The 19214-nt window shown below is 38.2% G+C and carries 17 protein-coding genes, 1 tRNA gene and 1 pseudogene; 7 read left to right on the forward strand and 12 right to left on the reverse strand.

The annotated features are described in order from the left end of the window. Positions 1 to 16: 16 nt before the first annotated feature. Both I6F43_RS17650 and I6F43_RS17655 read right to left on the reverse strand, forming a co-directional pair. Positions 17 to 616, reverse strand: a complete 600-nt coding sequence (locus tag I6F43_RS17650; RefSeq protein ID WP_197103382.1) for a DUF1287 domain-containing protein — start codon at positions 614 to 616, stop codon at positions 17 to 19. A gap of 20 nt (positions 617 to 636) precedes the next feature. Beyond that, positions 637 to 1111: pseudogene (locus tag I6F43_RS17655) on the reverse strand (hypothetical protein). 284 nt (positions 1112 to 1395) lie between these two features. Here I6F43_RS17655 and I6F43_RS17660 point away from each other — a divergent pair. Then, on the forward strand, positions 1396 to 2391 hold the full coding sequence (locus I6F43_RS17660) for an alpha/beta fold hydrolase (RefSeq protein ID WP_197103370.1): 996 nt from the start codon (positions 1396 to 1398) through the stop codon (positions 2389 to 2391). Positions 2392 to 2527: 136 nt separating this feature from the next. Here I6F43_RS17660 and I6F43_RS17665 read toward each other — a convergent pair whose 3' ends face one another. Together I6F43_RS17665 and I6F43_RS17670 are read right to left on the reverse strand one after the other, a co-directional pair. Next, on the reverse strand, positions 2528 to 2956 hold the full coding sequence (locus I6F43_RS17665) for a tetratricopeptide repeat protein (RefSeq protein ID WP_197103372.1): 429 nt from the start codon (positions 2954 to 2956) through the stop codon (positions 2528 to 2530). A 199-nt stretch (positions 2957 to 3155) separates the two neighbouring features. Then, positions 3156 to 3335, reverse strand: a complete 180-nt coding sequence (locus I6F43_RS17670) for a hypothetical protein (RefSeq protein WP_024590142.1) — start codon at positions 3333 to 3335, stop codon at positions 3156 to 3158. Positions 3336 to 3618: 283 nt separating this feature from the next. On the opposite strand from I6F43_RS17670, the gene I6F43_RS17675 reads away from it, so the two are divergent. Together I6F43_RS17675 and I6F43_RS17680 are read left to right on the forward strand one after the other, a co-directional pair. Next, positions 3619 to 4008 carry a YkgJ family cysteine cluster protein gene (locus I6F43_RS17675; RefSeq protein ID WP_024590141.1) on the forward strand — a complete coding sequence of 130 codons (390 nt, stop codon included), beginning with the start codon at positions 3619 to 3621 and terminating at the stop codon, positions 4006 to 4008. Positions 4009 to 4223: 215 nt separating this feature from the next. After that, a complete protein-coding gene (locus I6F43_RS17680; RefSeq protein ID WP_197103374.1) occupies positions 4224 to 6593 on the forward strand; it encodes a TonB-dependent receptor in 2370 nt (789 codons plus the stop codon). A 369-nt stretch (positions 6594 to 6962) separates the two neighbouring features. On the opposite strand, the gene I6F43_RS17685 is transcribed toward I6F43_RS17680, so the two are convergent. The 7 genes from I6F43_RS17685 to I6F43_RS17715 all read right to left on the reverse strand — a co-directional run bounded on the left by I6F43_RS17685 (position 6963) and on the right by I6F43_RS17715 (position 12339). Next, entirely contained in the window at positions 6963 to 7583 is a 621-nt protein-coding gene (locus tag I6F43_RS17685; protein ID WP_007586200.1) for an FKBP-type peptidyl-prolyl cis-trans isomerase, read from the reverse strand. Between the two features lie 69 nt (positions 7584 to 7652). Next, positions 7653 to 8039, reverse strand: a complete 387-nt coding sequence (locus I6F43_RS17690; protein WP_024590139.1) for a hypothetical protein — start codon at positions 8037 to 8039, stop codon at positions 7653 to 7655. 52 nt (positions 8040 to 8091) lie between these two features. Further along, positions 8092 to 8182: transfer RNA gene (locus tag I6F43_RS17695), tRNA-Ser, on the reverse strand. Positions 8183 to 8340: 158 nt separating this feature from the next. Further along, positions 8341 to 8718: a hypothetical protein gene (locus I6F43_RS17700; RefSeq protein WP_007582705.1), complete on the reverse strand. Its 378-nt coding sequence runs from the start codon at positions 8716 to 8718 to the stop codon at positions 8341 to 8343. 203 nt (positions 8719 to 8921) lie between these two features. Beyond that, positions 8922 to 9470 (reverse strand): NAD(P)H nitroreductase, encoded by a 549-nt coding sequence (locus I6F43_RS17705; protein ID WP_197103376.1) that lies wholly within the window; start codon positions 9468 to 9470, stop codon positions 8922 to 8924. Between the two features lie 130 nt (positions 9471 to 9600). Beyond that, a complete protein-coding gene (locus tag I6F43_RS17710; protein WP_007582701.1) occupies positions 9601 to 10284 on the reverse strand; it encodes an HvfX family Cu-binding RiPP maturation protein in 684 nt (227 codons plus the stop codon). Positions 10285 to 10377: 93 nt separating this feature from the next. Then, entirely contained in the window at positions 10378 to 12339 is a 1962-nt protein-coding gene (locus I6F43_RS17715) for an oxidoreductase (protein ID WP_197103378.1), read from the reverse strand. A gap of 219 nt (positions 12340 to 12558) precedes the next feature. On the opposite strand from I6F43_RS17715, the gene sppA reads away from it, so the two are divergent. Together sppA and ansA are read left to right on the forward strand one after the other, a co-directional pair. Continuing rightward, entirely contained in the window at positions 12559 to 14424 is a 1866-nt protein-coding gene (gene sppA, locus I6F43_RS17720) for a signal peptide peptidase SppA (RefSeq protein ID WP_024590136.1), read from the forward strand. Between the two features lie 82 nt (positions 14425 to 14506). Beyond that, positions 14507 to 15517 carry an asparaginase gene (gene ansA, locus I6F43_RS17725; protein ID WP_007582693.1) on the forward strand — a complete coding sequence of 337 codons (1011 nt, stop codon included), beginning with the start codon at positions 14507 to 14509 and terminating at the stop codon, positions 15515 to 15517. A gap of 69 nt (positions 15518 to 15586) precedes the next feature. Here the strand turns inward: ansA and gndA are convergent, their stop codons facing one another. After that, positions 15587 to 16960, reverse strand: a complete 1374-nt coding sequence (gndA, locus tag I6F43_RS17730) for an NADP-dependent phosphogluconate dehydrogenase (protein ID WP_010554474.1) — start codon at positions 16958 to 16960, stop codon at positions 15587 to 15589. Positions 16961 to 17337: 377 nt separating this feature from the next. Here gndA and pyk point away from each other — a divergent pair, with 377 nt between their 5' ends. Beyond that, positions 17338 to 18774: a pyruvate kinase gene (gene pyk, locus I6F43_RS17735; RefSeq protein ID WP_007582689.1), complete on the forward strand. Its 1437-nt coding sequence runs from the start codon at positions 17338 to 17340 to the stop codon at positions 18772 to 18774. 128 nt (positions 18775 to 18902) lie between these two features. Further along, a partial coding sequence (locus tag I6F43_RS17740) for a transposase domain-containing protein (protein WP_197103380.1) occupies positions 18903 to 19214 on the forward strand: 312 nt, incomplete at its 3' end.

The raw sequence follows: 19214 nt of genomic DNA on the forward strand, positions 1-19214 counted from the left end.
CATACTTATAATCTGGTTATTTATATTCTTGTGGGACGAAACGGTAATGCCCCGTAATTTTAAAATCGAAAAGCATGTCGCTTTTTTCAGGTCCTCGACCAATATTATGAACAATTAATGGATTCCCTGTGTCTTTTGCTAACTCATTCACAACCATACCAATGTGCGGCAAATTACCTGGCAGCATCCACGTTACAATGTCACCCGTTTTATAGTCGTTCACGTTACTTGATTTAGCGAGCACTTGGCCATGATTTTTAAAGTAAGCCTGTAAGTTTGGCACACGGCGGTGGTCTATATTTTTATCCGGTTTGGTTAAACCCCAAATACGCTTAGAGGGATATAGCTCAAAGCTTTTTAACATGTCCTCATGCACAAGCTTTTGCAAATCAATACCTAAAAGTCGATATGATCGAATAACTACATCGGTACACACCCCTACATTAGCGGGCACATCGCCACCCGGATAAGTAATAGAGCGATAAGACCCATCATAGGTAACGTTATGTGTTGTTCTTTCAAGTAACGCAGCCACAATATCGTCATCAAACGATGCCGCATAGGCATTTACACTAAGTAAGCTCAGTAAAAAAAAGTAAAGCGTGTCATATGCAATCCTTTGAAAATGTTAATTAACTACAACGCTTGAACCACGTGTTCAGGCACGTTTATTTTATTGCCATTATTTGTAAAGTGCTTATCAAGACCATACGCCATTACTTCAAGTGGTGCAGCATCATAACCAACCTGCTGAATTTCGGTTATGTAACGCAACATAAAAGCCCCTGCACCAAGTTCACTCCATTGGGCTACGTGAACAAGTTCATGAAAATGCACAGCTAAATTATCAGCTACGTAAGGAAGCATGTAATAAGTGTTTTTGTATGTGGTGCCTGCGGCATTCATGTCAATAAAATCGTCTAATCCCATTTCACGCAAAAAAGGAAAGTTAGGTTTGGGTATTTCATCGACAATAACGTAAAAGGCATTTTTTTAAAAATTCGACAGGATAAAACCCTGCAAACTCACTATCAAATTTCTCACAGCTAATTCTTTGGGTTTTATATTTAATATTTGTTGCATCAATCCATTGTTCTATTTGTTCGAGCACGTCCTTCCTCCAAAATACTCACTTAACATTGTATAAATGTTGTAAGCCAACAACTCAATTGTAACAAAAGTAAATTAACGAATCTCTTTTTAAAGTACAAAAAGCTGCTAAAAAACCACTTACCCTCTAATCAACTATATATTTGGTAATGTGCTTTAAAAACACAGGTATTGTTACTGTGTCCTTATTAGTAGTAACTTGTAATTATTAACTGAATACAATTGTGTAAATAACGGGTCTGGTAAATTAATAAAGCGTCATTACCAAAAATAACGAGTTTACTTATGCACCCAGATATACAAAAAAATCTTAAAGTAAAACCTGCTCACATCGTCTCATTTATTGTGTTTTTATTAGTTTCAATGTCTACGCTTACCGCTCAGGTATATGCCGCTGATGCTGTATGGCCTTCAAAAACCGCTTACAAATATGCAAATGTAAACGGTAAAAAGATATTTTACCGAGAGGCTGGCATCCAGAATAAGCAAACCATTTTGCTTTTACATGGCTATCCGTCGTCTTCACATAGTTATCGTGAGCTAATTCCGCTTTTATCAGGGCGTTATCATGTTATAGCACCTGATTATTTAGGTTCTGGTTACAGCGAACGCCCAAACCCAGAAACTCAAAAATATACTTTTGAATTACTAGCTCAATACGTTGAAGGGTTACTAACAACGCTTAAAGTAAAGCGCTACAGCCTATATATACAAGACTTTGGAGCACCTGTAGGCTTTAGAATGTTGTTAAATAACCCTAATAAACTTGATGCACTTATTGTACAAAATGGTAATGCGTATTTAGAGGGGCTAACCGTAGCGAGGCAAGCATTTTTTAAAGCCGCGAATGAAGATAGTTCGAAAGCTCAGCAAGATAAAATTTATTCGTTCACGTCTGAACAAGCCATTATTAATAAGCAGTATTTACGAGACGTACAAAGTAACCCAGAAGTGATGAGCCCAGATAGCTGGACGCACGATCTTCACTTTTTACAAACCAAATCCGATAGAGTAATTCAAGTTCAATTGCTACGAGATTACTACAACAACCTTCTCGACTATCCAAAGTGGCAAGCTTATTTACGCAAGTACCAACCACCAACGTTAATTGTATGGGGTAAAAACGATCCTGCGTTTATAGCCGCAGGCGCTAAAGCATACTTAAAAGATATACCGAACGCTGAACTGCACTTACTCGATTCAGGGCACTTTAGTGTTGAAGAAAAACCAGTAGAAATTGCAAAGTACATTGTCGATTTTATGAATAAGCTAGCTCAATAGTAAGCCTTTTCTTTTAGTTTAGTATTTATAGCGAACATAAAAAAGCGCTGAGGGTATAAACCATCAGCGCTTTATTAAGCTCAAGCTAAATCCACAAAAATCACATTTAATATGGATAAGTTATGCTTTTATGTATTTAACCTTCTTCTTCAATAAGCGACTCTAGTAGGTCGTGTATTTCAGCTTTAAGCTCTTTGTCTTCAATTTTATTGGCGCTGACTTTAGCATTTTGAAGGTTTTTAATAGCTTCATCTTTTTGGCCAAGCTCAAGCTGTAATGTAGCCATTGAAAAAGAAACCGACGACATGTGATCTTTGTTATTAATCGCAATCGACTTTTCTAATGCTTTTTCGTAAGTAGTAATTGCCTCTTCTAACTCTTCGGTAAAATCAGCTAAGGTTTCCCATTGTACAGGGTGATCTTTTGAGGTGTTTTCGTTTTCAATACAAATAGCTTTTAATTGAGCAAATAACGACTCAAACTTTTCACGGTTATTTTTATTAGCAGCTGTCATTAGCTCTTCTGCTAAGTCATGTACCGCTTTATATACTTTTGTATTCATCATCACTGGTTATCCTTTAATGCAGCTAAACTCATTTACTCACTCAATTTAGCTAAAATGTATCATTACAGTCATTATAAAACGTATTTAAACAACTGATTTATTTAATTTGGTGTATAGCGTAATAATACATTAATAATGAACATCGCGTAGGCGTTAAACACTCTGTGATTAAACTTTATCGCAATTACTCTTGGTAAACTTACACGCTGAATAAACTTGCAACCCAATCCAATGTAAAAATGGTCGTAAACACTTTAAGTGCAATGACAACTGAAAATAATAGGATGATTGCCGCTTTAGCTTTGCTACTTTTAAGATTGTTCCAATACAATAACTTTGCATTAAATTCTGTTTTTAACTTAGTGACAGCCTCTTTCATAATAACGCCCTGCTTAGGTATCTGCGCTCAGCAACATTTAACAATCACACAGTTGCTCAAGCGGGGTTTGTAACATTTTCGCTACCTTTAGAGTAAACCATTAAATAAAGCTTGTACTATATAAAATGTAACAAAGGGTTTTAACTTAAGTTATTGTATCTAACTATTGTTTACACACCCAAAAATTAAAGGATGGGTAAATTCAGTAGAGCGTTAATAATAAATTTGGTGCTACACTAATAACTAACTTAAATTCGTTAACAGCCAACTAAATTAGCCAATTATGAAAGAATGCAACCAGTGTGGTAAATGCTGTATTAAATATGGCGGCGGCGATTTAAGCGCAACAAAAGAAGAAATAGATTTATGGGAGCTTTTTAACCCCGAAATTTATGAATACGTTAAAAACAACGAAATTTGGTTTGACCCAAAAACAGGCTTAAGACTTCAAGTGTGCCCATTTTTAGAAATTGCGCCTAAAAAAGATCCTCTCGCTAAAAATATGTATACCTGCAGTATTTACCTCGACCGCCCAGAAGACTGCCGCCACTACCCTAGCCTTATTTCAGAGATGATCCGCGACGAATGCGAAATGATTGAATCTGTAGATATAACAAATCAGACAAGAGCGCAGCATAAACTAGATGCGATAATGATAGATAGCCGCTATTAAATACATAGATTTACCGGCTAGCGCTATGAGTTCTTCGGTCAAATAGATAAGTTTCCTATTCACAAACCTATTATTTGAATTTTTATAATATTGGCTTAATCGTCATTTTTTGATTATTCATCGCAAAACACAAAGTTATACTATAACATTGTTGATTCGTTAATTTTGCGGTGTTATATTATATCACAACATAATAACCACGAACCAATATATCCATGACAAAGTTAACATTAATCTCCTCTGCTATTTTTTCTGTTTTATGTTCTCAATCAGCTTTGGCTGCAACCGTTACTGGTAAAGTAATGGATGATAAAAATCAACCAATTAAAAATGCCTCTATCCATGTCCATGGCAAAAACCAAAGCGTTAAAAGTAATGATTTAGGCGAGTTTGCTATCGATATAGATGCAAACAGCCAATTACATATTAGTAAAGACAACTACATAGACTCTCGTATTACTGTTACCGAATCTTCAAATAATCTGTCTGTGTCACTTAAACCAACATCGGTTGAAACAGTGGTTGTTTATGCCTCTGCACTTCATAAGAACAGCCTAGAAATGATATCGCCAGTAAGCGTGCTCTCAGGTGATGAATTAAGAAATAAATCTAAACCAACACTTGGCGAAACTCTTAAAGGTTTACCAGGCGTAAATGCAAGTTACTTTGGCCCTGTATCATCAAGCCCAATTATTCGTGGTTTAGATGGCCCTCGCGTTAAAATCACACAAAATGGATTAGATGCCAGCGATGCGTCGCGTATTGGCCCAGACCACGCGACATCAAGCGACAGCCTAGCGGCAGAACAAATTGAAGTGTTGCGCGGTCCAAGTACCCTACTTTATGGCTCTGGTGCAATTGGTGGCGTTGTAAACGTGGTTGATAACCGTATTCCTACTAGCAACATCGACGAGCTTACAGGCGCTGCTGAATACAGCCACGATACGGTGTCAAATTCAAACACCGTAGCTGCAAAACTTGAAACAGGTAATGAAGGCTTTAACTTTCATTTTGATGGTACTAAGCGCAGCGGCGATGATTACCAAACACCTACCTTTACTATTGCCGACGATGATGGCGATGTTGAAACCGAAAGCTCGGTAGAAAATACTTTTATTGATAGCGAAACACTCAACTTTGGTACCAGCTATGTTGGCGATCACTTAACGATTGGTTTTTCTTACGGTAGCATTGAGACTGATTACGGTATTCCTGGGCATGAGCATCATCACGATCACGAAGGTGAAACTGAAGAAGAGCATGCTGAACATGAAGATGAAGCTGCTGAAGAGCCAGTTTACGCACATTTAGAGCAAGACCGCTGGCAAGGGCTTGTAAGTTACGCTCTTCATAATAACTGGATTGAAACCATCAACCTACGAGTTGGCTATACAGATTATTCACACAGCGAAATTGAAGATGGCGAAATTGGTACTACTTTTAAAAATAAAACGACTGAAGCACGTTTAAATGTAGAGCATAAGTTTGCTAATTGGCACGGAATGATGGGCTATCACTACAGCGATTCTGACTACGATGCAATTGGTGAAGAAGCATTTACACCCGCGAGTGTAACTACAACTAACGCATTATATTTACTAGAAGAGCGTGAATTTGGCGACGTGACAATAGAGCTTGGTGCACGTGTAGAAGATTACAAAATTGAAAGCCAAATCACGGCACACGAACATAGCCACGATGAAGTAGAAATAGATCATAGCGACGAAGAAACTATTGGATACAATAAAAGCTTTACCAATTTAAGCGCCTCTGCCGGTGCCATTTGGCAGTACAAGCGGGGTCATAGTATTGCGACAAGTATTTCTCATTCAGAACGAGCACCACTTTCGGCAGAGCTTTTATCAAATGGTTTACACATTGCAACTGGCACTTATGAGCTAGGTCTTGGTTACAACATTGAAGATAATGAAGCGCATTTTGAGCCAGAAAATATCAAGCAAGAAACTTCAACAAACCTAGATTTAAGCTTTAGGCGTTTTAGCGGTGATTTTGGTTACACCGTTAACTTTTTCTATAACGATATTAAAAACTTTTATTTCCAAGAAAATACGGGTTTAGTTTACGATGAAGAAGATGGTTTAGAATCAGCTATTGGTGCACATGACGATGCTGTTGCGGTTTATCAGTTTACAAGTAAAGACGCAGAGCTTTATGGAATTGAGTTTGACGCACATTACCAAGTAACCCCAAGCGCTATGGTTAAAGTATTTGGTGACTCAACTCGTGCAAAACTAAAAGACGACGAAGGCAACTTACCGCGCATCCCTGCCAATAAATTAGGCTCTGAGTTACAGTACGATTTAGGTGACTTACAACTAACACTGACGGGTACTCATTACTTTGATCAAAACGATGTAACTGCATTTGAAACAAAAACGGACGGCTATACGTTATTTGATGCACAAGCTAATTACCAATTAGATTTAGGCAGTGTAGATGCACAGCTTTATATAAACGTGGATAACATTACTGATGAGTTAGGCTTTGTGCATAGCTCATTTATTAAAGATAAAGCCCCACTACCAGGCAGAAACTTCCGCTTTGGTGTTCGTGGTTATTTTTAATAATTAAAAATAGTTTTTAGTTTATATATTTCAAACCGCATTTTATTAATGCGGTTTTTTTATTTTTAGAATATATAATATCAACACGCAGTAATACTTAATCGATTTGAAGGATTAAACCTCACGCTAACTGCGTTAAGAATTTCTGATATACGACTGCATGGATGCAGGAGGTAGAGCAATGCAAGAGCAATTAGTGGTAACAACTAAACAACGAAATTTTTGCCTTGTTACCGACACAATTTTCTTAGCGAAAAATAGATCACTTAATTAAGCTAATTGGTATAAAACTCTTAAATTACAAACACAAAAAAGCCGTATTCAAATTGAATACGGCTTTTTAAATTCTTAAATTAAAATTTATTTAATTTAAGAAATGATTTCGTGTAGCTCAACATCAAATACAAGCGTTGAGAAAGGTGCGATTGCAGCACCTGCGCCACGTTCACCATAAGCAAGCTCATGAGGAACGTAGATACGCCATTTAGTACCTACAGGCATCATTTGTAATGCTTCAGTCCAGCCTTTGATCACGCCACCAACTGGAAATTCAGCTGGTTGACCGCGCTCGTATGAGCTATCAAACACAGTACCGTTAATAAGTGTACCGTGGTAATCAACACGTACTGTAGACTCAGCTGTTGGCTTTTCGCCTTCGCCAGTTGCTAGTACTTCGTATTGAAGACCAGACTCAGTTACTGTGATTTCAGGACGTTTTGCGTTTTCTTCTAAGAATGAAATACCTTCTGCAGAAAGTACTTTAGACTCTTCTTCACGACGAGCTTGAATCTCTTCGTTTATTTTTTCAAATGCAGCTTGGATCTCAGGGATCTCAACTTGAAATGCGCTACCAGCGTACGCATCTTTCATGCCTTCAAATACTGAATTTAGGTTTAAGCCTTCAAAAGGATTAGACTTAAGTTGCTCACCCATTTGTAAGCCAATACCGTAACTTGCTTTTTCAGCATCTGTAGTAAAATTATCTGACATAATGTGTTTTTCACGTTTTGTTAGTTAAAAGACGCGACTATGCTATCACAAAATAAACCGCGTTTGGGGCTAGTTTTTGCTGAGTTTTAGCTTAATTAGGCCAACAATATAACTACAAAGCGGCAAACTGAATAAAATTCCAACAAGTAGAGGCATTGTTAGTAATCCTGATTCGCCAAACAGTAAAAATGGCACTACAAGCAGCCCTATACAACCAATAAAAACAGAGCCAATAACTGGCCAATGCTTATCGTATTTGGTAATAAGATGGGCAGCTAAAACATTAAAACCAACACCATAAATTAAACCGGTAATTAATGGATACTCTGGTTGAGCGTCTATAGCCATTTTTACTAATAAGCTAATAGCACTTTGATAGCAGTAACCAAATACCGTCCATAATAAAAGATGTTTTATTAATTTCTGCGAGGTTGGTAGGTTTGTTGCTTTAGTCATTTAGAAACTCCACAAAGCAAAAAACCGCCCATAAGGCGGTTTTTTTAAATAATGGTGGAGAGATAGGGATTTGAACCCTAGATGGGCTATAAACCCATGCCGGTTTTCAAGACCGGTGCATTCGACCACTCTGCCATCTCTCCGCACGGCGCGAATAATATGGCTAAATACATAACTTGTAAAGAGCTAAATAGAAATTAATAGAAAATATTAACATATTGGATAAAATAGACCCACTTTGTTCTTTTGTTAAGCTCTTCACTTTAATAAAAGTGTAGTTAATGGACTAAAGTTAAACACATTAATAATATTGTTTAGGTCTACGTGCAATCCAAGAGCAGATTAAACAAGCCAATATACTCAGTGCGGTAAAGGTAACGCCTTGAAAAATTAAATCGAATCGATTTAAATCATCACTTGGTACTACAACAAACATAAAAGCAGGTAGCACACTAAGCGATAAAACGTAGCAACATACTTTAAAAGCACGCCCAAAGTCGAAACGTTTGGACTGGTGCATCCACCATGTTAACAACACAAGCATACCCATCGCTGAACCGGCTATAAAGTGTGATGCATTTGTGCTCATTGCAACATACAGTGTTACAAAAGCACCAATGATTCCCCAAATTGACCATGCTAGCCAATTCTCTTTTTCACGTAAAAATAAATTTCCCATAGTTTTCGTCTTCTTTATCGTTATTTTTATTAAGACTTTCCATAATGTATCAAAAAACAACCGATTAAAAAACAAACTGAAGAAGATTTAGTAAATTTAGTGCTTCCAAGCGCTTCTTACAGCCAAGTCATTAACTTTTAAATAATACTCTTTGTAACCTTAATGAATTATGACTATGTAAGTTGCGCAAAGTTCATACTATTTCACAAATTACTAAAATAGTTTTCTGGCTTATGGCGAGGCGACTTTTTACAATCGACTTCGGGTGTACCTATATATAAATACCCTACTATTTCATCTTGCTCATGTAAGTTAAGCGCTTTTTTAACCGCGCTACTTTGTGCAAAGTAGCCTGTGCGCCAAACACCGCCTAACCCTTGGGCAAATGCAGCTTGTTGCATCGCTAATACACTACAGCCTGCGCTTTGTACTTGTTCTATTCGAGGAACTTTTGGGTGTTCTTGATATTTAGCAATTGCTATTACAATCATAGGCGCACGAAGGGGAAGCTCTTTAGCACGGTTAATTACTTTTTCTGTCTGTTGCTCTGCCACTGCACTTTGATGGTAAATTTCACCCAGTTTATTGCGAGCATCACCTTGAGCAACAATGAACTGCCACGGTGCTATACAGCCATGATCAGGAACACGTAATGCTGCTTGCTTAATTATGTCGAGCTGCTCAGGCGTAGGGCCCGGCTCTGTTAGTTTAGAGTCTGATTGGCGGGTAAGTAAAAGCTCGATAGCGTTCATAACGATTCCTCAAAATTCAAAACGCTAGAGTAACATTTAAACCCTTAAAAAATAAATACCGAGAAATTAAAATGCAAAACGGCCGCAAAGGGTTAAGCTATGCGGCCGTTAGTAAAGTAGATTAAATACGTTATTCTTTTACAATATTTCGCCTTAACCAGTAATCTATACTAACAAAACGCCCACCGCCCATAAAAAACAAGCTAAGAAGCATAGCAAAATAAATTGCCGAAAATTCTATACCGTTGTTTAAAATAGACGGCTTGCCCTTTTCGTATAGATAATCAGGAAAACCGTGTTCTTCAACTAAGCCACGAATTTTACCTATTCGGTCTTGTACTTCTAGTGAGTTTTCAAGGCTTTCTTTAGCGCCCGGAATTGATAACCAATCGAGCACTTGCGCAGCACTTGTTTCTGGGTTAGTTGGTGCTATTGCAAACCAACCATTATGCCAATGCACTGAGGTTGCAGCGACAACCATTGTGAACATAAGTGGGATACTGACCAAGCGAGTTAAAAGGCCAAGTAATAAAAACCAACCTCCTAAAAATTCACTCCAGCCAGCTAAAAAAGCTAGTAAGTCAGGAAACGGTAATCCTAAACCCCATTCATTATTACCAAACCATTGAACTACATCTGGAGATGCTAAAAAGTTATCAAAGAAACCTTCTGTCTCACCGCTTATAGCAAGTTTGTTATAACCTGCAATGATCATAACAGGGGCTAAAATCAAGCGAAATAGCAATGCAGGTAAACCATCTAAAAATGATAGTTTACCCAATATTGCATCATAAAGATTGGTTAGTTTATTCATGCGTATCCTGTGTGTTCACTGTTTATTAAGTTATAGACTATAAACAGCAAAGACCGCATGAATTGATAAACTATTTCAATTTATTTACAAAGGTTAAATACTTCTAGCGACCTGAAGTGCTTCAAAAATAGCGCGTTTAGCATCAATAGCTGCAGCTAGTTTAGCTCCGCCTATAACATGTACCTTTGCGTTATCTGTGTAATTTTCTAGCACTTCGTTATTAGAAACCTGGCCAATACAGGCAATAACAGTGTCTACTGGCAGCACTTGAGTTTCACCAGCAACATTAATAGTTAGTCCGCTTTTATCAAAGCTTTGGTATTGGCAATCAGCAATTTGCTTAACGCCATGCTGCTTAGCAACTTGGCGATGTATCCAACCCGTTGTTTTACCAAGCTCGCTACCAAAACGACCCGTACTGCGTTTTAACATATACAATTGACGTTCGTCTTTATGAGGTTGGGCTTCACACTCAATCCCCCATTGCGTTTTAAACTCGCTAATAGTTTGCGATTTATGTTCGCTTAAAAACGCAACCATATCAAAACCTATACCACCGGCACCTAAAATAGCAATTGATTTACCTAGCTCTACTTCGCCGCGTATAACTTCGTCATAAGCAAATACACGCTTATCATCGCTACACTTAATAGAGGCTTCACGCGGCCTAACGCCAGTTGCAAATACGATGTCATCATAGTTTTTAAGCATTGAATCGTCATAAGCTTTACCAAGCTCTACAGTTACTTTTAATCGCTCAAGCTCATTAGTGAAGTAAGTAAGAGTATGGTTAAAGTCTTCTTTACCTGGTATTTGCATAGCTAAATTAAATTGGCCACCCATTTGCGGTTTTTGATCAATTAACGTGACGTTATGCCCTTTTTGAGCCAAGTAACAACTTGCCGATAAACCAGCGGGGCCTGCACCGACTACTAATACGTTTTTAGCTTTGGTTGCTTGCTCTAACGGGTAATCTAGCTCAAATGCAGCTTGTGGATTAACTAAACACGTAGCACGTTTATTTTTAAATACGTGATCTAGACAACCTTGGTTACACCCTATACAAATATTAATTTGCTTAGATTGATTCTTTGCGTATTTATTAAAAAACTCTGGATCGGCAAGTAGCGGCCTTGCCATCGAAATTAAATCAGCCTCGCCTGCATTTAAAATATCGTTAGCTATTTCTGGAGTATTAATTCGGTTAACAGCAATAACTGGCACGCTCACCACGTCTTTTAAACGTTTTGATGCTTCTTTAAATGCACCTGGCGGCACCATACTCGCAATAGTTGGTACACGCGCTTCGTGCCAACCAATACCTGTGTTAAATATATCAACACCCGCTTTTTCAAGCTCGGTAGCTTGTATGACAACTTCCTCTGGTGTTGAACCGTTTGGGATTAAATCAATAACCGACAATCTAAAAATGATTAAGAATTGCTCAGATACTTTTGCTCTTACAGCTTTAACTATTTCAAGCGCAAGTCGCATTCTATTTTCTAGGCTGCCACCAAATTCATCTTCACGTTTATTGGTGTGCGGCGCCATAAACTCATTAATCAAATACCCTTCAGAACCCATAACTTCAACGCCATCGTAGCCAGCTTTTTCAGCCATATAGGCAGAGTGCGCAAAGTCTTTAATTGTTTTCTTAATCGAGCCAAGCGACATCGCTTTAGGTTTATAAGGATTAATAGGTGCTTTTATTGCACTTGGTGCCTGATTGAATGGATGGTACGCATAACGTCCAGCATGTAATAATTGCAAACAAATTTTTCCGCCGTGTTTATGCACAGCATCTGTGTAAGCGCGGTGCTTAAATACATCGTAATAACTATTAAATGAAGATGAAATAGGTGTTAATTTGCCACATAAATTAGGGCTGTATCCGCCCGTAATTAACATTGCGGTACCGCCTTTTGCACGTGCTTCGTAAAATGCACGTAAGCGTTTGCGGTTATGCCATCCCTCTTCAAGGCCTGTATGCATTGAGCCCATCACTAAGCGGTTACGTAATTGTGTGTGTTTTAGTTGTAATTGTTGTTCTAACATCTTGTGCCCCGTTAACTGGTCTAACCTGTATACATTAGCTAATTCTGCTTTAATGGCAAGTAATAAGCAATATGTGCCTTCATTTAATTAAAAAAAGCCATAAAAACATGTATTAATAGCACCTCATAAACACTTCGTTACGATTTAGCAGTTAAATTTATTTTTATTCTAGGCTAAGATGGAACTAATGTATTAACTGTACCAAATTAAGGAGCTATTTTGATAGCAAAGGTATTTAAAGGTATTTGGGCTGGAATTAACTTTTCTCGTCGTTTAATACTCAACATTCTGTTTTTATTACTGGTAATTGTTTTCTTAGTGTCACTCTCAAGTGACGACGATAAAATAATAGTTGAAAATGGCTCTGTGCTTAGGCTTAACCTAAATGGCCCTATTGTTGAAGAAAAAACATACATAGATCCGGTCGAAGCTGCAATTAGTGATGCTACTTCTGGTTCTGAAGCGCCAAGCGAAATATTACTTGACGATATTGTTGAAGTAATAAACGAAGCGACTAAAGACGATCGCATTACGGTGATGCTGCTTGATTTACAAGAAATGCCTAAAGCGCATTTAAACAAACTTAAGCAAATTACCAATGCTATCGATGCATTTAAACAAGCTGGCAAAAAAGTGATTGCATCGGGTTATTACTATACCCAAGCACAATACTATATTGCATCACATGCTGATGAAATAGCTATGCACCCATACGGTAGCGTAGGTATTGAAGGTTACGGCATGTATCCGCTTTACTTTAAAGATGCACTTGAAAAGCTTGAAGTAACGCAGCATATTTTCCGTGTTGGTACATTTAAGTCAGCAGTAGAACCTTTCATTCGTAACGACATGTCTGAAGCAGCCAAAGAAGCTAACCGTGTTTGGTTAGGCGCTCTTTGGAGCGAATACAAACAAGATGTTGCTGCGGTTCGCCCATTTGATGAGTCAAATTTCGACGAGACAATGGACGTATATCTTGAAAAAATGAAAGCTGCAGATGGCGATGCAGGTAAATATGCACTTGACCACCAGTGGGTTGATTCTTTAAAAACAAATCAACAAGTTCGCAAACAATTAATTGATTTAGTTGGCGCACAAGAAGATGGCAAAACATTTAAGCAAGTTTCATTTCGTGAATACTTAAGCTTAGTTAAACCACCGATTGAATTTGATAACCCTATTACCGAAAAAGTCGCCGTTGTAGTTGCTAAAGGTACAATTGTGGATGGTGAGCGTAAAGCTGGAGAAATTGGTGGCGACTCTACAGCAGCCCTACTTCGTAAAGCACGCCTTGATGACAAAGTTAAAGCGGTCGTACTGCGCATTGATTCAGGTGGCGGTAGTATGTTTGCCTCTGAAGTTATTCGTGCAGAAGTATTAGCGCTTAAAGCTGCTGGTAAGCCTGTTATTGCCTCTATGAGCTCTGTAGCTGCATCAGGTGGTTATTGGATTGCCTCTGCTGCAAACGAAATCTGGGCAGCACCGAGTACTATTACAGGTTCAATTGGTGTATTTGGTACGTTTATGACATTTGAAAAAACCTTATCTAAAATTGGTGTTTATTCAGATGGCGTTGCAACAACCGAAATGGCTGGTTTTTCTATCACTCGTCCCCTAAACGAAAAAATGGGTCAAGTAATTCAGATGAGCGTTGAAGAAGCATACGGTCGCTTTTTGAATGTTGTCGCTGATGCCCGTAATATGACGCCTGAGCAAGTTGATAAAATTGCCCAAGGCCGCGTATGGATTGCATCTCAAGCACTTGAACTAGGTTTAGTAGACAAACTTGGTGATAAACAAGATGCTATAAAAGCAGCCGCAGCACTTGCAAAACTGAATCACTATGAAGTTAAAACCATTAAACAAGATTTAAGCTCGCAAGAAAAAATGATTCAAAATATTTTTGGTAACGCGTCTATTAAATCGATGCTTGGTTTACAAACACAAAAAACATCTGTGTTAGCAACGCAAGCTAACTTGCAAAGCGTTATTAACCAATTAAGTACTGAAGTTGAAAACCTTAAAGATTACAACGATCCACAAGGTGTATATGCACGTTGTTTAGTGTGTAATGTTGCACAATAAAAGTGCATAGCTTTACCTAATCAGCTGTATTTAAAGTTACTTAACGTTATACTAAGCCCAGTTTTTTTACTGGGCTTTTTTTATGAAACGTAAACGCATTTATATCGCTTATACTGGCGGTACTATAGGTATGAAAAAATCGAGTCGAGGTTATATTCCTGCTGAAGGTTTTTTAACAGAAACCGTAGTGAACAACGCAGAGTTTAACCGTGATGAAATGCCTTTGTTTGATATTCACGAATACTGCCCTCTTATAGATTCTTCAGATATGTCTCCTGAGCATTGGCAACTTATTGCTGATGACATTAAAGATAAATACCAAGATTATGATGGTTTTGTTGTGCTTCATGGCACCGATACAATGGCGTATACAGCCTCAGCACTATCGTTTATGTTCGAAAACCTAACTAAACCTGTGATTGTAACTGGCTCACAAATTCCGCTTTCTCAATTACGCTCAGATGGTCAAGTAAACCTTCTGAATGCAATGTATTTAGCGGCAAATTATCCAATTGCAGAAGTAAGTCTATTTTTTAATAACCAACTGTTTAGAGGTAACAGAGCAACTAAAGCCCACGCCGATGGATTTAATGCATTTGCGTCGCCTAATCTTGATCCCTTAGCGTTATCGGGTATTAGTATTCAACTTATTAAAGGCCAACTTAGTCCTTATGTTGAAAATGAGCTGCAAGTTACTCCTATTACACCTCAACCCATTGGTGTGCTTTATTTATACCCTGGTATTAGTCAAGAAGTGGTTAAAAGCTTAGTTAATGGCAATATTAAAGCCTTGGTGTTGCTTAGTTTTGGTGTAGGTAATGCACCGCAAGATCCTAACTTTTTATCAATACTTGAAGAAGCAAGTAAACGTGGCGTCGTTATTGTTAATTTAACCCAGTGCTTAAAAGGCCATGTAAATATGGGCGGCTATGCAACGGGTAATGCACTGTTAAATATTGGTGTTATTAGTGGATACGATATGACCCTTGAAGCGTGTTTAACTAAATTACATTATTTATTTAGCCAAAAGCTAGAAGTAGAGACGATTCGTCATTTAATGCAAGACAATTTACGTGGTGAATTAAGCCGTTAAATCTCACCGCGCCTAAAATACAAAAGGCACGCTAAATAGCGTGCCTTTATCGTTTTAAACAACTGTTTATTACCTAACTTTAGCGTCGATATCTACTAAGTCAGTTAAATGGCATGTTTCACCGCTATGGGTTTTAACGCCGTGCTCACCAAAGTAATCACGCTGGGCTTGAACTAAATGCCCATTACTCGGTGTGGTTAATGTTGCTAAATACGTTTGTGTAGCACCCAATACAGGGAATGCTAAACCAGTCATTATTGCTTGTCCGGTAATTTTGCGCAAAGAGTTAGACTCTTTCTCAAGGGTATCAATAAATTCAACACCTTGTGCAACGCTATCAAGGTAGTCAGCACGAATAATACAACCAGCACGCCACGTTTGAAGCGTTTTAGATAAATCAACTTTCCACTGATGAGTACGTGATGCACCTTTAATTAACGCTAAACCTTGGCGATACGCTAGTAAACTTGCAAGTAAGAACGCTTCTTTTAGCTCTTCTAAATCAATTTCAACATTGTTAGTTGATTTAGATGCATACGTCATCTCTTGTGCAGCCGTTGTATTACATGCATTAGTTAAATGACGAGCTTGTACAGCAGCAACAAGTGAAGGAACTGCAATACCAAGTTCTAGTGCATTTTGCGCAGTCCAAAGACCAGTACCTTTAGCGCCAACTTTATTATCAATTAAGTCCGCAAGCGGTACATTATTATGATTTTCAAGTGACAATATGTGGCTAGAAATAGACAGTAAGTAGCTATTTAATTGACCTTCTGACCAGTCATTAAATATCTCAGCCACTTCTTTTGGAGAACGATTAGTGCCTAAACGAAGTAATTGGTACACTTCTGCAATAAGTTGCATAAGTGCGTATTCAATACCGTTGTGAACCATTTTTACAAAATGACCACTTGCTGATTGACCAACACGTGCAAAACACGAGTCGCCATTATAGCTAGCAGCTACTTTTTCAAACCATGGCTCAATACGTTCCCAACCACCCTCAGAACCACTTGCCATCATTGCAGGACCATGGCGAGCGCCTTCTGCACCGCCAGAAATTCCCATAGTGGCAAATTCAAATTTATTTTGGTATTTAAGTTTACGCGTTATACCGTCTTTATAATTACTATTACCGCAATCGACAATCATATCGTCACAGTTAACGCCGGCCTCTACAAGTTCATTACAAACTGTATCAACTAACTCACCAGCAGGAACAAGTAATAAAATAGAACGAGGTGCCTCTAAACGCCTTACCATGTCTCTTAAATCAGAGACAATGTGAAGCCTATCAGCCATGCCTTGAGATTTAGCACAACTTAGTAACTCTTCACCCGCATGTGGGTTTTTGTCATAAGCGACTAGCGTTATCCCTTTTTCAATCAAGTTTAGGGCAAGATTTTTTCCCATAACGCCTAACCCTACTAATGCAACTTGCATCTAGTGTCCTCCTCGGTAACAACTATTTGGTTAGAAAATTCAGTGTATAAATTAAATAATACCGCGTGCATTATACCCATACAGTCATAAAATACTAATTATGAGTCAATACAACATGCTTTTTTATTACAGATAAATAAGCTACGTAATTATATCAAACATCAATGGTCTCGGGGTGACTAAAAGCAAAGCTAATTGAAATTAAGATCATTGACGCATTCTGACACCGGTGTCATAATGATGACACAATAGTTTTGTATAAAATAGTGGCAAACCTTTGAAGTTTGCACATAACTAAAATATTTTATTCTAATATAGATATTTTAAGTCAACAAAATAACGTCAACATGCTTTCACCAAGCAAACAGGAGAAATTGATGCTAAGACGCACGAAAATAGTCGCTACCCTTGGACCTGCTACCGATAGAGATAACAACTTAGAAAAAATTATTATCGCTGGGGCTAATGTAGTACGTTTAAACTTCTCACATGGTGTTGCCCAAGATCATAAAGACCGTGCACAAGCTGTACGCGATATTGCAAAAAGATTAGGCAAGCATATTGCTATCCTTGCTGACCTTCAAGGCCCTAAAATCCGCGTTTCTACTTTTAAAGAAGGTAAAGTAACGCTTGCTGTGGGTGCAAAATTTACCCTTGATGCAAAAATGGAAAAAGGCGAAGGCGACATAAACTCTGTAGGTATCGATTATAAAGAATTACCTAACGATGTAAGCCCTAACGATTTACTACTTCTAAATGACGGCCTTATTCAATTAAGTGTTGATGAAGTAGCTGGGCATTTAGTGCATTGTACAGTCACTGTTGGCGGTGTTTTATCTAACAATAAAGGTATTAACCGTTTAGGTGGTGGCTTAACTGCTCCAGCATTTACTGAAAAAGACAAAGAAGATTTAATAACTGCCGCTGAAATTGACGTAGATTACATTGCCGTATCATTCCCACGTAGTGGCGACGATATGCGCTACGTACGCTCACTTGCTGAAGCGGCTGGTTCAAAAGCACAGTTACTTGCTAAAATTGAACGTGCTGAAGCCGTTGAAACCCAAGAAGCTGTTGATGACATCATTTTAGCGTCTGACGCTGTAATGGTTGCTCGTGGTGATTTAGGTGTTGAAATTGGTGATGCTGCTCTTATGGGCAAGCAAAAACTAATTATTCGTCGTGCTCGTTCATTAAACCGTACTGTAGTAACAGCAACGCAAATGATGGAATCGATGATCGATAACCCTATGCCTACACGTGCAGAAGTTATGGATGTTGCAAATGCTGTTCTTGATGGAACAGATGCTGTAATGCTTTCAGCTGAAACAGCTGCAGGTGATTATCCTGAAGAAACAGTTGCGACTATGGCACGCGTTTGTTTAGGTGCTGAATCGCAAAAAGAAACGCACGTTTCTAAACACCGTTTAGATAGTCGCTTTTCTAACAATGCTGAATCAATTGCGCTTTCTGCTATGTATGCAGCTAATCACTTAGATTCTGTTAAAGCAATCATCACACTCACTGAATCTGGTAGTACGGCTAAATTAATGTCGCGTATCAGCTCAGGCTTACCAATCTACTCGCTTTCACGTCATGCCAGTACATTAGGTCAAACAGCACTTTATCGTGGTGTTTACCCAGTATTTTTTGATTCTACAAAAACTGAAAAAGACGGTATGGTAAAAGCCGCGCTTGATACTTTAGTTTCTCAAGGGTCTTTACAGTCTGGCGATACAGTAATTATTACTCACGGTGACTCAATGGAAACTGTGGGTGCAACTAACACAATGAAAATTGTAACTGTTGCGTAATTAAACGCCGAATATAAAAAATGCGAGCTTAGCTCTAATGCCGATCATTTAAGAATTAGTTAATAGCACTTGAACGATCTTCTAGGTATGTAAGAATCCGAATTCTTTTGTAGAATTCGGATTTTTTTATGCAACTTTCTAATGCTCTCGATATTATTAACAACATCAAACCTAATGACGTTGAAACACTCGCAGACTTACTCCCTTTATCTCTTATCGAAGAAGCCTATGCACTGACCGAAACCGTTACACTACGAAAAAGAAAACTAACCCTAGAATCGATGGCTTGGTTGTTGATCGGGATGGTTATTTATAATGACAAATCGATGGCCGATGTCGTTAATATGCTCGACATTGTTGACCGCGAGGGTAAGCCATTTGTTGCGCCAAGTGCTTTAACTCAGCGTCGTAAAAACCTAGGTGAAGCCGCCATGAAAGCC

Source organism: Pseudoalteromonas sp. NZS71_1 (assembly GCF_015864305.1).
Lineage (GTDB): Bacteria > Pseudomonadota > Gammaproteobacteria > Enterobacterales > Alteromonadaceae > Pseudoalteromonas > Pseudoalteromonas arctica.